Source organism: Legionella maioricensis (assembly GCF_023618015.1).
GTDB lineage: Bacteria > Pseudomonadota > Gammaproteobacteria > Legionellales > Legionellaceae > Legionella > Legionella maioricensis.
In genome coordinates, this window is record NZ_JAJKBJ010000003.1 from 151,340 (window position 1) to 165,193 (window position 13,854).

The following is a 13,854-nucleotide window of genomic DNA, read 5'->3' on the forward strand; positions in this document are numbered from 1 at the left end:
AGTTAACTAATCAAGGCTTGTTAACAAGCAATGCCCCAAGAGGCGATGAGCACTAGTGGGGCTTAAATAAAATGACACACATCAGGAGTCCATCAAAGTTGCTCCGTCATGGTATAGTTTCTCAATCACACTACAGCCTCATTCAAGGTGAACCCATTTAAGATTCCAGGAGTAAAGGGATTGATCTGATTATTGGTTTTTAATAGATATCGTCCTGAATTGCTATTTACCTCAAAGAGGATTTGTAAACTGGAACTGTCTTGTTCATCAACTAAAACATTAACTTTCTCGAGGAGTTTAAATAGCGCCCAAGTTCCTTGTTCAGCAAGCTCATAATGGTTCCCTTCAATTGAATTCAGAGATAATTTTGCATTGTTTTGTGGCCAGCTAAAGCGAATAAAGGAATCGCTTCCTTGAGTGTCAGTCAATTTTGTTTCGCCAATTTCAAGATTTAAGCTGGCGACCACAGGATCAAGACTGATTTTTTGTAAGCTGAAATCAATTTTGCTTTCATCACCGTGATCTGGGAAAAACATATTAGTTATAATGTTGGCACGGATAATTTCATCAAGAGTTTCAGTTGAGATAGGCAATACAAAATCATTAACTGCTTTGGGTTTCCATTCGGCGCTGGAAACATCCAGGAAGGGTTTGATATATTGCTCGCTAAACGTATTTAATACGCCATGAGTTGCAAAAAAGCGGTTGAAATCAACGATCGAAATTTCTTCATGTTGGGAAGCGTCAAAAGGATAACGCTTGGCTATAGTACTTTGGAATTCTCTATAAACTGTTTGTTGCCATTGTTGATTGATATACTGGCGACTGTCTTTTATGAGGATAACCCAAGTATCACCCGCTATTTGTTTAGCCCAAGAGCTTAAAGGCTCGGGTAACTGGCGCGCTTGATTATAGAGTAAACTGACAGGATCAGAAGAGCTTTCATTAATGAATCGTGATTTGGTAATAGTAAATGCAGTTTTTCCCCCATCATTTACAACGGATAGGGTTGCAATAAACTGTTCCAGCTCGGTGATTTTGATGCTTAGTTCTTTCGTACTGGATTGGCTCATCAGATTTAAATCAGTAAATTGATGGGCGACAAACTGATTAAAAGTTGATGTGTTTTCGCTTAAATCAGGTTTTGTTTCCTGTTGAATTAAATTCACCAATATATTGATGGCATTGGATTGTTGCAAAAGCTGAGTGACTTGCTTCCCTTGCTGGTAGTCTTGATAATGCACCGGCTGTGATTTGCGCATAAAAGTTTGCCACCAGGTTACGTAATCAAAACAATACGCCTGGATTAACATATTTTGTAATTGAGATAAATCCTGGCGGGCGAGCACCCAGTTTTCCGTTTGCAGCTTGCTACTGATTTGGGGAATACTGTGGATGACTTCTTCAAAGCCCGCTTTTGTAAAATAAACAGGTAACTCATCAGCGGCCAGATTAAATCCCTGGATAGCAATTTTTTGTTTCTTTGAAGAAAAGGATTCTTTTGCTATGGAGTAATATAAATAACTGGTGGGGAGGGCATTTAAATAATTTCTGGCATCGCTAATTATTTGTTGTTTAACGAGCACATTTTTTAAGGGTTTACTTAACGCATGTTTGAGTAAAGCCAGTTGCTTTTTGGAGCCATTAGATTTTTGCCCTTGCCACTGATTATTAAACCAATCCTGCACTTCGGTTGCTACTAAGTGTTCAGGTTGACCAAGCATCAGGTATATTTTGAGGGCTTTATAGCGGACTATAGGGGTATTGCTGGGATTGGTGATCGCTTGTTCCAGTTCATTCATTAAAGAGGGGATGAACTCTCCTTGTAAACGATTTTGAGCGTTATGGTGGAGGTTTAATTTTAATTGATGAACGGTGGGAAGCGATATGGAATTACTGGGAATGTGCTCAATTTTATTTGCCGCTTTCGATAAATGATAGAGTGCTTGAGCTCCATTGTTTCCTTGACCATTCAATGCATCATAAGCAAGCAGCTCTTTGCTTGCTTCATCCAAGAGGTGTGCTGTTTTGTAATGATTGTAACTTAAAATAAGTAAACTCACTCCCGCAATGCTTGCCGCAATTGCAATCAGTGGTTTTTGAGAGAATTTCCTTATTTGCGGTGCTTGGCTGCATTGTTCTTGTATATTTTTTAGCGCGCCCTCAACGAAATAGGCTCTAAAGTTAGTGGCTTGAGGAAAGGTGTCTTGAACAACCAAGGCATATTCATGTTGAATTTTTTTATTTAACCGGTCAATACTTACGCCACCTTGTTCGGCACTCGTAAAATAAATGGAGTGAAGATGAAACAGTTTAGGGGAAATGCCTTGAATGAGCGCTTGCGCAGGGGCGCGTAAACTAGCTAATTGAAGGGGAAATTCACGTATTAAACTGCGTTTTATAGTGGATCGTGCCGGATGCATTTTATTTATGACTTGTTGAGCAAGCATTTCAATTAACTGATTAAATTGAAGGCTGTATGCTTCAATTTTTTTACGTAATTGATTCATACAATCCAAGGAAAACCCCAAAGGTTTAGATAGATCAGTTACATGATCCATTTGATAAAATTCAGTGAAACCTGCCAAGGTATCCATTTTAGTGAATACAATGGCTAACTCAGCTTGATAACCCAGATTAGAGCCTAAACGATTTAATAATTGCAAATGAGCCTTTTTTTGCTCTGCGAACTCGGCTGGGTCAGATATTAATAAATCATTGACATCAACACATAAAATAAGTCCAGTAATTTTGAGATGCCTGTTGCATCGATTCAATTGTTTTAGAGTATTTTGTAATAATGTTTTGCTATTAGTAAGCCAGGTCTCACCCAGCTCGACAATAATACCTTGTTGATTAAAATAAATTTTTGCATGCTGTTCGCTAAAGACAGGCATTTCTTCCATGTTACTTTGTTTTAAAAGAGCTGATTTACCTTGCTCATTTCTTCCGGTTACTACAAGAAAGGACAGCTGATTAACCTGAGGTTTTAATTGAGAGAGTATTTTTTTTATGGCATCACATAATGCGCGTAAAGAATTATCCATTAGTTATCCAGCATTGCAAGGCGGGAATGCCCGAATAAAACGGATTTGGCTTTATTTTCCAATAAAATTTGGCTGGTCAAGAAAGCACAAACTACGATACTGGCAGCAATTACGGCACTTATTATGGCCGCCTTATAGGTTTTTTTAATTGTTTTGGGTATAGGATTTTCATTAAATAACCGATGGGGTTTATTAAAGCGATACTGTTGTATTATTTGATATAAATCTTCAATAGTATTATCAAGCACCTGGCGTCCATCTGCCTTCAAATGATATTCTCCTTCAAAACCTGCAATAAGGCAAAAATAGGTTAGCTCTATTAAATCGAGGTACTGATTTGGTCTTTCTTTAATGTAATTAAGAATTTCAAAAAAACGTTGTTGCGGTTGAGCCCCATCACTGGTTAAGGGAGTAAAGGATTTAAATTCAGCAGCCAGGTTGTACACACGCAGGTAACTTTTTCCAAGTATTTCATCTATGGTTGCACAGAGGAGATATTGAGCAATGCTGGTCAGATCGGGTGAATATTTAGAGGCAGCCAATTTACTGTGAAATGCGCGCAACTCATGTTCGATGTTATCTCTTATATTTTCAATGGGAGGCAGTGATGGACTTAAGCAGAGCCTTTCTAATAAGGACAGCAATGGCCCTGCTGCTGCAACCAGGGTATTTGTTGAAAAAGGGGTAATAAATAGTTTGGAGCGATAGTATCCCTGCGGCACTAACGGGGTTCCGGCAATTGCAAGACGACTGACAAGTGAGGTCGGATAATGCTCAACTGTCATGGTTTTGCTCCAAATGAGTTTTGAACACGCATAACTGCATTTACAAAAGCTTCAAATTAAAAAGAAGATGATACGTTATATACCGCTTTTTGTTCAAGTGAGTCAAGCCCTCATTTCGCATCAATAAAGGAGAAATTTGGCGCTAATGTTTAAAATGGCGGGTACTGGTAAACACCATAGCCAGGCCGTGTTCTTCCGCGCAGGCGATGATTTGTTCATCCCGGATCGAGCCGCCTGGCTGGATGATGGTTGTAATCCCGGCTTGTGCTGCTATTTCAACTGTGTCGGTGAAAGGAATAAAGGCATCGGAGGCCATTGCCGCCCCTTTGGGGCTAAATCCCATTTGCTGCATTTGCCAAAGACCGATGCGCGCACTCATCACTCTACTGGTTTGACCTCCTCCGATCCCTATAGTCGCGGAATCTTTAGCATAAACTATAGCGTTAGATTTCACATGTTTTGCTGCTATCCAGGCAAACATCAAATCGTTCATTTGCTGTTCTGAGGGCTTCTTTCGAGTAACGACTTTTAATTCGCAGGTGACAAGGGAAAGGGAATCATGCTCTTGTACTAACAACCCTCCGTCTACTTTTCTCATATTCAATCTAAATTCATTATCCTGCTGCCAGACTCCGGTACTGAGTACGCGAATGTTTTCTTTACTGGCAAGAATTGTCTTGGCTTCTTCACTAACGTCCGGGGCTATGATGACTTCGACAAACTGTTTTTCAAGTATGGCTTTGGCTGTATCGGCTTGCAAGGTCTGATTGAATGCAATAATTCCTCCGTAAGCCGAGGTGGGGTCGCTTTGAAAAGCTCTTAGATAAGCATTGAGAGGAGTATCACTCACGGCTATTCCACAGGGATTGGCATGCTTTACTATGACGCAAATGGGTTTATTGTTCGGATAAGACTTAACACAATCCAGTGCTGCATCAGCATCCAGGATATTGTTATAAGATAATTGCTTGCCTTGAACTAAATGAGCAGAGCCTAGAGAGCCTGGAGCATTATTTTTATCAGCATAAAAAATGGCTTGTTGATGTGGATTCTCCCCATAGCGAAGATCACTGATTTTAGTGAACTGACAGGTAAGCACATCAGGGAATCCACTAGGGGTAAAATCTGCGTTTAAAGTCGTTAGATAATTCGCGATAGAGGCATCATAGGCTGCGATTTGAACAAATGCTTTTTTAGCTAAAGTAAATCTCCAATCAGAAGGTGCTTTTTTAGTCTGCAGATAGTGAATGAGTTCCGCGTAATCATCAGGAGTAACCACGACATAAGTATGAGCATGATTTTTTGCGGCCGAGCGAACCATTGCTGGGCCACCTATATCAATATTCTCAATGGCATTATTAAAGTCACAGTCGGGTCTGCTAATGACTTGTTCAAAAGGGTATAGGTTGACTACAAGTAAATCGATGGGCTTGATGGCATGGTGTTCTAAAGTTTTTCTGTCCTGTTCACCGCGAGCTAACAACCCTGCGTGAATTGCCGGGTGAAGGGTTTTAACCCTTCCATCCATCATTTCAGGAAAGCCAGTACATTCACTGACATCCACTACAGGTAGTCCTTGTTCCTTGAGTAATTCCGCAGTATTACCGGTCGCAATTAATTCTACACCTTGTTGATGCAGAACTTTGGCAAGTTCAGTGATGCCTCTTTTATCTGATACGCTAAGTAATGCTCTTCGTGGCTGAAAGGAAACCTGTTGTTTATCCATTATAATTTACCTTAGTAAGACAATTACGCTCGTACAAAAACTAACAAAGCCCATCCATCAAGACATTCAGTCGTGATGGGGGTGAATGCCGACTGATAGGCCTCGATGAGCAAAGGGACTTGTTCTTCTAACAAGCCAGATACTATCAGGCGCGCATCAGGATGGAGCAAGTGATGAAAACGGTCTTTTAATGAAATTAATGGAGCCAATAAGATATTGGCAATAATTAAATCTACAGGATCCTGTAACGAATCCGGCATGCTGATAGACAATTGTTCAGCAATGTTGTTTGTCAGCGCATTATTTTTGGTGGCTTGTAAGGCTTGATTATCAATATCTACTGCGTGGACTACTTTGGCCCCTAATTTTAATGCGGCCAAAGAGAGGATTCCTGAGCCACACCCGTAATCAATCACTGATTTATTCTGGAGATCTGCTTGTTCCAGCCAGGTTAAACACAATGACGTTGTAGGATGCGTTCCTGTTCCAAATGCTAATCCAGGATCCAACATCAAATTCACCGCCTCTGGTTCGGGAGGAGTGGACCATGTAGGGCAAATCCATAAACGTTTACCAAAGCGTTGTGGTTTAAAGTCATCCATCCAGGCCCTTTCCCAATCTTTGTCAGGAAGTACTTCTAAACTGCATGCTAATGGCGATCTGGTTAGGGCCAGTTGTGTTTTAGCATACTGCGCTTCTTGAGCTTGGGCAAACAAGGCATGAATGATGACTTCTGGCCATAAAGGAGTAGTACCAGGTTCTGGTTCGAGAACGGGATTATCGTTTTTATCAGTAAGCATAATCGATAAGGCACCCAACTCTTCCAATTCTGCACTAATTGGCTCTACTTCTTCATTTGGGCAATGTTCTATTTTTAATTGAAACCACACGATATTAATCCTTTAGCATTTTTTCTAAGTAATGAATATTGGTACCACCGTCGATAAAGAATTTGTCATGTAGAATGCGTTGATGTAATTCAATATTTGTTTTTATTCCATCGATAATAATTTCATCCAGAGCATTACGCATTCTGGCAATAGCTTCGGCGCGAGTTTCGCCATAACTAATCAGTTTGCCTATCATGGAGTCATAATTAGGCGGTACGGTATAACTGCTGTAAATGTGTGAATCAAAACGAATTCCTGGGCCACCAGGCTGATGTAATAACTTTATTGTTCCAGGAGAGGGCATAAAGGTTTTCGGGTCTTCTGCATTAATTCTACATTCAATGGAATGCCCGCGAAACTTGATGTCTTCCTGAGTTAATGTCAGCGGGATATCACTGGCAATTTTGATTTGTTCTTTAATTAAGTCCAGACCGGTAATCATCTCTGTAACAGGATGCTCCACCTGAATACGGGTATTCATTTCAATAAAATAAAAACAACCGTCCTGATAGAGGAATTCAAAGGTTCCTGCTCCCCGGTATTGTAACTCTTGACAGGCTTTGATTACGGACTCGCCAATTTTGTTTCTTAATTCAACAGTAATTCCTGGGGCTGGCGCTTCTTCTACTACTTTTTGATGGCGTCTTTGCATGGAACAGTCACGTTCACCCAGATGAATGGCATGACCCTTGCCATCGCCAAGCACTTGGAATTCTACGTGTCTTGGATTTTCCAGGAATTTCTCCATGTACACAATCGGATTATTAAAAGCTGCCTTCGCTTCGCTTCGGGTAAGTGCTATGGAGCTCAATAAATTAGCTTCAGTATGTACTACACGCATTCCCCGTCCACCGCCACCACCAGCCGCTTTAATAATGACGGGATAACCGATTCTACGACCTATTTCCAGATTAAGGGCATCATCATCACCTAAGGGGCCATCGGAACCAGGGACGCAGGGTACGCCTGCTTTTTTCATCGCAGCTATAGCAGATACTTTATCACCCATCAGGCGTATGGTGTCACCCCGTGGACCGATAAATTGAAAGCCGCTTTGCTCTACGATGTCTGCAAAATCTGCATTTTCAGATAGAAATCCATAGCCAGGATGAATGGCTACTGCATCGGTAATTTCAGCAGCAGAGATAATGGCTGGGATGTTTAGATAACTTTTTTGTGCCGGGGCTGGTCCAATGCAAACGGTCTCATCAGCAAGACGAACATGCAACAAATCTTTGTCGACATCCGAGTGAACGGCAACAGTCTGAATGCCGAGTTCTTTACACGCACGTAATATACGCAGTGCTATTTCACCTCTATTGGCAATAACAATTTTACTGAGCATAGACAGTTATCCCTATTCTATAATAAATAAAATTTGGTCATATTCAACAGGTTCGCCATTTTTCACTAATATATCTACGATTTTACCTGCGCGATCGGATTCAATTTCATTGAACATCTTCATTGCTTCAACGATGCACAAGGTATCGCCTACTTTGACTGATTGGCCAATGGTTACAAAAGGAGGCGTCTCGGGAGATGGTGAAGTATACATCGTGCCAACCATAGGAGAACGAATTTTATGTCCTGAAGCCATAGGAGCCGCTGGTTTATGTTCGTGATGCGCCGCAGGGATCGCGTTGTTTGGTCCGGGATTAGGGGCCGATTGTTGCACCGGTGCAGATACATAGCGAACTTGCGGGGCTTCCATAGGAGCACTGCTACTATGGCGACTGAGTCTCAGTGATTCCTCACCTTCTTTAATTTCAATTTCAGAAATGCCAGTTTCTTCCAGCAGTTCTATTAGTTTTCTGATTTTTCGGATATCCATTTTTTATTCTCTCTACTTGAATTCTTCGATAATTGCTTGTAATGCTAATAAATACCCTTGAACACCAAGCCCGCTGATTATGCCTTTGGCTATATCAGAGAAATAAGAGTGGTGACGAAAGGTTTCTCGGGAATAAATATTGCTGATATGTACCTCAATAAAGGGGATTGCAACAGCAGACAACGCATCACGTAATGCAATGCTGGTATGAGTGAATGCTGCAGGATTAAATATAATATAGTTAACCTTATCAATACCTGCCTGATGAATCGTCTGAATTAAATCGCTTTCCGAATTACTTTGGCAGCATGTTAACTGCATTCCTGCATGATTGGCTTCTTTTACTAAATCTGCATTGATTTGGTTTAAAGATGCAGAACCATAAATGGATGGCTCACGCGCACCTAAAAGGTTTAAATTGGGCCCATGTAATACAAGAATTTTTTTCATTACACTAGTGTGTAGTACGATTTTTGCAGATTTTGCCTTATCTTTATGAATATGTCCATATATCTGCGAGGATATCGGCAAGATCCATGCATTTTAGCCTCAGAATTTCAGAATTAAATGTTACCGGGGCAAGAACTCCAGGGGCTGTTGACTATTTATTTTTAAAAAGCCGCTCTGCCGTGACTCGTTCGCGCGACGTCGAAGGAGTAATGGCCAATAGCTCCTGGTTATTAAAACGAATTATCTTCAGTTCAATAGAAATTTAACTATTTTTAGAATAATTTATGAATAAATAAGAACCCTGATGTCCTGTGGGGTGGATTATGGTATTGTTTTCACATAAAAAAAATCAGGGACAGTTTTATGGTAAAAACGCTTATAACGGATGTCACTCTGCGCGACGCTCATCAATGCTTAATCGCTACGCGTTTACGAACAGAAGATATGTTGCCAATATGCAAACAAATGGACGCGGTCGGTTTTTGGGCTATGGAAGTGTGGGGTGGGGCGACTTACGATGCGTGTTTGCGTTTTTTAAAGGAAGATCCCTGGAGTCGACTACGTCAACTTCGCCATGCTTTGCCTAACACGCGTTTATCTATGTTACTTCGCGGCCAGAATTTATTAGGTTATCGGCATTATGCGGATGATGTGGTTAAAGCCTTCATTAAGTTGGCCGCAAATAACGGAATTGATGTATTTCGGGTATTTGATGCATTAAATGATGCACGAAATATTAAGGTTGCCATCGAGGCCATTAAGGCGCATAAAAAACATGCACAAGGAGCAATTTGTTACACAACCAGTCCGGTACATACTTTGGAGGGCTTCCTGGACTTGGGACGGGCATTGGCTGATATGGGTTGTGATAGTCTGGCAATCAAAGATATGGCCGGTTTATTAACGCCAGCAGTTACTGTGGAGTTGTTTATGGGGCTTTCTAAAGCGACGGGTCTACCCATTCACTTACACAGTCACGCGACCTCTGGTTTGGCTAATATTTGCCATTATCAAGCCGTTCTTGCTGGATGCCACCATATTGATACAGCCATTTCATCATTTTCCGGGGGCGCTTCTCATCCTCCCACGGAGGCTTTGGTTGGTGCTCTTTCCGGTAGCGAATATGACACAGAATTAGATTTGAATTTATTATTGGAGATAGATGATTACTTCAAAGTGATTCGAAAAAAATATTACCAGTTTGAGAGTGAAGCACGAGACATTGATCCCCGAGTACAATTGTATCAAGTTCCGGGGGGCATGATATCCAATTTATACAGTCAGCTTAAAGAGCAAAATGCATTAGATAAAATAGATGCAGTGCATCAAGAAATTCCTCGTGTTCGTAAAGATCTGGGATACCCCCCTTTAGTAACTCCAACTTCTCAAATAGTTGGGACGCAAGCTGTAATCAATGTTCTAACCGGGGAGCGTTATAAAACGATAACTAACGAGGTAAAGCTTTACTGTCAGGGTAAATATGGAGCTGCTCCAGGTAAAATAAGTCCCAGCTTGCGTAAAAAAGCAATTGGTCATATAGATGCGATAGAGGTGCGACCTGCCGACTTGCTTCCTTATGAATTGAAGCAATTGCAGCAAGAAATTGGTGTGCTTGCATTAAGTGAGGAAGACGTACTTACCTATGCCATGTTTCCTGAGGTTGGCCGCCAATTCCTGGAGCAGCGTCAAAATGATTCTCTAATACCAGAACCTTTATTACCCGAAACCACTTCATCGGATAATAAAGTCTTATCCGAATTTGAAATTACTCTGCATGGTGAACATTACCGTGTGAAAGTTGCTGGTTTCGGCACACTTGAACATGGGCAACAGTCTTGTTTCTTATGGGTTGATGGTGTTCCAGAGGAGGTAGTGGTTCATCAATCTGAATTTGAAGAAAAAAATCCTGTATCCAGGGCTAGAGCCATGGGGCCTGGTGATGTATCTGTTGCTATGCCAGGAACTATTATAAAAATTCATGTTTCTGTTGGCGATCGAGTAAAGAAAGGACAGGCCCTATTAGTGCTTGAGGCAATGAAAATGGAAACGGAAATACAGTCACCAGGGGACGGAGTGGTGACTGAAATAAGCTGTGATAAAGGAGATAAAGTGACGCCAGAACAGGTATTGATTCGACTGGATTTAAAAAATAAAGAAAGGTAAAGATTATTTCAAAAACGATAAAATTGTGTTAATTTTGTATGGTTATAAAAGGATCTATTTGTATTTTGTAACATATAAAATTGGCTCAGTGCCTGTATGTACATAGAATAATATGATTTTATTCTACTGTTTTAATTGAAACGGACTGGTACTCAATGTGAAGCACTGGCATTGAGACCAAGCTAAATTTTGGATTATCCTTGATTTGAAAGCTGGTGTGGTAGGGCGATGGTATTTTGTGCTATTTCAGGCTTATATACAAAATTAATGGATAATATATAACACTGTGGACATTCCAGGAAGGGGTGTCTCATGCGAATTATATCTAAGGAGTTAGTATCAATGCATCCAAATTATTATCTGTCACCTCTTGCTATTGCTTTAGCTTTAGGATTAGCTTCACCTGTAAAAGCAGCCGAACCAGTTTTTTTGCAAAAAGCGTCTCTTGCTGAGTTAAAACAAAAATTTCAATTGTCTCTACCTGGTGTTATAAAAGGCGCTTCTGTTTCTACAGACAGTTTACACTTTGTAAGACAACATACAGATAGCAATAAAGTAACTCATGTTCGCATGCAGCAACAATATGCAGGTTTTCCTGTTTTTGGTGGTTATGCCATTATGCACAGTAAGCATACAGCAAAATTACTGGCCACAGCCCAATCTGATGTGCGGATGAACGGTACAGTTTATGAGGGGTTACAAACTGAATTAGGACAGCCACATGCTTCTTTTGTTAGCAATGGCGCTGTTGCTTTGCAACAGTTTAAAGAGCAATATGCGAATAAACGGCTTAGTGAAGAACAAGTAACACCCATGGTTTATATAGATGATAAACATCAGGCTCATTGGGCTTACAAAGTCAGCGTGTTTGTCAGTCATGATGATAAAATTCCAGAACGCCCAACGGCAATTATTGATGCGCAAACTCATAAAACTTTTGTGCAATGGAATGATGTGAAAACTGAAATGCTTTCGGCGAAAGGAACAGGATTTGGTGGGAATCACAAAATAGGTGAACATCAGTATGGTAAAGAATTACCTCTATTAGATTTAACTCGAGATGCTGATAAGAAAATGTGTTTCATGGAAAACACTGATGTTAAAGTAGTGGATATGATGCATAAGTACAGCTCAAAGAATGCTGCAATGAAGTTCTCCTGCCATACCTCTCCTGATCATCCGTCTGATGCCATCTTTTATACTGGATATTCTGCGGACGGCTATGATAGGGAAAATGGCGCGGCCTCACCGACTAACGATGCATTATACGCAGGATATGTGATTAAACATATGTATCATGATTGGTATGGTATAGAAGTTTTAACCAAGTCTGATGGTTCACCGATGAAGTTGGTAATGCGCGTTCATTATGGTGCCGGTTATGAAAATGCTTATTGGGATGGTAAGCAAATGACTTTTGGTGACGGCGATACCATGATGTATCCGTTGGTCTCTCTTGGTGTTGGTGGTCATGAAATCAGCCATGGTTTTACCGAACAGCATTCTGGCCTAGAGTATTTTGGTCAGTCTGGTGGAATCAATGAATCTTTTTCTGATATGGCAGCTCAAGCTGCTGAATTCTATTCTGCAGGAAAAAGTAGCTGGCAAATCGGTTCTGAGATTATGAAGGAAGATAGTGGTTATGACGCTTTGCGTTATATGGATAAGCCAAGTCGTGATGGAGAATCGATTGATACTGCTGATGGCTACTATGGTGGTTTGGATGTGCATTATTCCAGTGGGGTGTATAACCATTTATTTTACATACTATCCAATCAGCCTGGGTGGGATATCCGCAAGTCATTTGATGTAATGGTAAAAGCCAATATGGATTATTGGACCCCTTACTCAAGTTTTGATGAGGCAGGTTGTGGGGTCCTTAGTGCCGCCAAAGATTTGGGATTCTCTCTTGATGATGTGAAAAAATCGTTAAGTGAAGTTGCGGTTAATTATCAATCCTGCCAAGTTGATATTAATAGCTAATTACAATGAAAGATAAAAATCGGCCAGAAGTTTGGCAACAACTTCTGGCTGTTCCATATGGACATGATGTCCACCATCCAAATGTTCAATTTTTAGATCTTTTACCGCTTTTATCCGTCCCTGCATGAGTTTTGAATCAAATGAAAATCCCTTGCTTGCCCAAATTAAACAGGTTTTCGCACTAATTTCTTCCAGGCAAGAAATAATTTGTTTCTCTGTCATACGTAAAGGAGAAGGAACTAATAATCGTCGGTCATGTCGCCAGTAAAAAAGGCCATGTCTTTCAATAAGACCCCTTTCGCAAAGTATTTTAGCAATATCTAGAGAGACATACCCTTTTAGAGATCGCGCTAGGGCGGCGCTCTCAAATTGACTGTATCCTTTGGCTTTTTTAGTGTCCTTATGAGTAAGATGTTTTAAATAGGCAGATAATTGTTTGCATGCAGATTTTTCTGGATGAGAAAATGGACCTAAGCCTTCAATTAAACTGAGGGACAAAAAGCGTTCGGGAGCTACCCCACCTATAATACTTGCTAAACAAGCGCCCATGGAATGGCCTAATAAATGAACTTTCTCTAATTTTAAAGCATTAATAATTTGAACTACAGTAAAGACTCCGTCAATGAAATGATAATTACTATTAATGGGAAGATGAGAGGAGAGGCCATGACCTGGCCAGTCTACTGCAATTAAATAGTAATTATTTTCTAAAAAAGGAGCCAGTAGGTCAAAACTGTTTGCATTATCCAGCCAACCATGAAGTGCAATAATAGGAGGATTATCAGGATTTCCCCAAACTTTGCAGGCTATAGACAAATCAGAGATGTTCAATTCTTTTGTGTTCATTTTAGTTGTTAATCTTTTAGTGAAATGTATTACTTATTAGCGCATGTGTTGCTGGATAAATCCAGTTCTTTAGCCATAATTTGTTATGCAAAATAAGCTACTTAATTATGACAATTTATTATTAATTAGC

General features: G+C 40.4%; 11 protein-coding genes. 3 read left to right on the forward strand and 8 right to left on the reverse strand.

The annotated features are described in order from the left end of the window. Positions 1–125: 125 nt before the first annotated feature. The 7 genes from icmF to aroQ form a co-directional block, all read right to left on the reverse strand. On the reverse strand, positions 126–3,047 hold the full coding sequence (gene icmF, locus LOX96_RS04390; RefSeq protein ID WP_250419392.1) for a type IVB secretion system protein IcmF: 2,922 nt from the start codon (positions 3,045–3,047) through the stop codon (positions 126–128). Then, a complete protein-coding gene (icmH, locus tag LOX96_RS04395; protein ID WP_250419391.1) occupies positions 3,047–3,832 on the reverse strand; it encodes a type IVB secretion system protein IcmH/DotU in 786 nt (261 codons plus the stop codon). Before icmH ends, icmF begins: the two co-directional genes overlap by 1 nt. Before the next feature lie 142 nt (positions 3,833–3,974). After that, positions 3,975–5,558 (reverse strand): bifunctional phosphoribosylaminoimidazolecarboxamide formyltransferase/IMP cyclohydrolase, encoded by a 1,584-nt coding sequence (gene purH, locus LOX96_RS04400; RefSeq protein ID WP_250419389.1) that lies wholly within the window; start codon positions 5,556–5,558, stop codon positions 3,975–3,977. Between the two features lie 23 nt (positions 5,559–5,581). Further along, on the reverse strand, positions 5,582–6,448 hold the full coding sequence (gene prmA / locus LOX96_RS04405) for a 50S ribosomal protein L11 methyltransferase (protein ID WP_250419387.1): 867 nt from the start codon (positions 6,446–6,448) through the stop codon (positions 5,582–5,584). A 4-nt stretch (positions 6,449–6,452) separates the two neighbouring features. Continuing rightward, positions 6,453–7,793: an acetyl-CoA carboxylase biotin carboxylase subunit gene (gene accC / locus LOX96_RS04410; protein WP_250419385.1), complete on the reverse strand. Its 1,341-nt coding sequence runs from the start codon at positions 7,791–7,793 to the stop codon at positions 6,453–6,455. A gap of 12 nt (positions 7,794–7,805) precedes the next feature. Beyond that, positions 7,806–8,282: an acetyl-CoA carboxylase biotin carboxyl carrier protein gene (gene accB, locus LOX96_RS04415; RefSeq protein ID WP_250419383.1), complete on the reverse strand. Its 477-nt coding sequence runs from the start codon at positions 8,280–8,282 to the stop codon at positions 7,806–7,808. Positions 8,283–8,294: 12 nt separating this feature from the next. Next, the gene (gene aroQ, locus LOX96_RS04420) at positions 8,295–8,732 is read right to left on the reverse strand and encodes a type II 3-dehydroquinate dehydratase (protein ID WP_250419381.1); all 438 of its coding nucleotides are present in this window, start codon (positions 8,730–8,732) and stop codon (positions 8,295–8,297) included. Between the two features lie 86 nt (positions 8,733–8,818). Here aroQ and LOX96_RS04425 point away from each other — a divergent pair, with 86 nt between their 5' ends. The 3 genes from LOX96_RS04425 (at position 8,819) to proA (ending at position 12,878) form a co-directional block, all read left to right on the forward strand. After that, positions 8,819–8,998: a hypothetical protein gene (locus tag LOX96_RS04425; RefSeq protein WP_250419379.1), complete on the forward strand. Its 180-nt coding sequence runs from the start codon at positions 8,819–8,821 to the stop codon at positions 8,996–8,998. 97 nt (positions 8,999–9,095) lie between these two features. Beyond that, positions 9,096–10,895, forward strand: a complete 1,800-nt coding sequence (gene oadA, locus LOX96_RS04430) for a sodium-extruding oxaloacetate decarboxylase subunit alpha (protein ID WP_250419377.1) — start codon at positions 9,096–9,098, stop codon at positions 10,893–10,895. Positions 10,896–11,237: 342 nt separating this feature from the next. Next, positions 11,238–12,878, forward strand: a complete 1,641-nt coding sequence (proA, locus tag LOX96_RS04435; RefSeq protein ID WP_250419770.1) for a zinc metalloprotease ProA — start codon at positions 11,238–11,240, stop codon at positions 12,876–12,878. On the opposite strand, the gene LOX96_RS04440 is transcribed toward proA, so the two are convergent. Then, on the reverse strand, positions 12,879–13,724 hold the full coding sequence (locus LOX96_RS04440; RefSeq protein WP_250419375.1) for an alpha/beta fold hydrolase: 846 nt from the start codon (positions 13,722–13,724) through the stop codon (positions 12,879–12,881). Positions 13,725–13,854 lie beyond the last annotated feature (130 nt).

What these genes read in the sequence shown, in the direction of transcription:
- accB (WP_250419383.1), bottom strand. Translation starts at nt 8,282, where the DNA reads ATGGATATCCGAAAAATCAGAAAACTAATAGAACTGCTGGAAGAAACT.
- LOX96_RS04425 (WP_250419379.1), top strand. Translation starts at nt 8,819, where the DNA reads ATGCATTTTAGCCTCAGAATTTCAGAATTAAATGTTACCGGGGCAAGA.
- accC (WP_250419385.1), bottom strand. Translation starts at nt 7,793, where the DNA reads ATGCTCAGTAAAATTGTTATTGCCAATAGAGGTGAAATAGCACTGCGT.
- purH (WP_250419389.1), bottom strand. Translation starts at nt 5,558, where the DNA reads ATGGATAAACAACAGGTTTCCTTTCAGCCACGAAGAGCATTACTTAGC.
- proA (WP_250419770.1), top strand. Translation starts at nt 11,238, where the DNA reads ATGCATCCAAATTATTATCTGTCACCTCTTGCTATTGCTTTAGCTTTA.
- LOX96_RS04440 (WP_250419375.1), bottom strand. Translation starts at nt 13,724, where the DNA reads ATGAACACAAAAGAATTGAACATCTCTGATTTGTCTATAGCCTGCAAA.
- aroQ (WP_250419381.1), bottom strand. Translation starts at nt 8,732, where the DNA reads ATGAAAAAAATTCTTGTATTACATGGGCCCAATTTAAACCTTTTAGGT.
- icmH (WP_250419391.1), bottom strand. Translation starts at nt 3,832, where the DNA reads ATGACAGTTGAGCATTATCCGACCTCACTTGTCAGTCGTCTTGCAATT.
- oadA (WP_250419377.1), top strand. Translation starts at nt 9,096, where the DNA reads ATGGTAAAAACGCTTATAACGGATGTCACTCTGCGCGACGCTCATCAA.
- icmF (WP_250419392.1), bottom strand. Translation starts at nt 3,047, where the DNA reads ATGGATAATTCTTTACGCGCATTATGTGATGCCATAAAAAAAATACTC.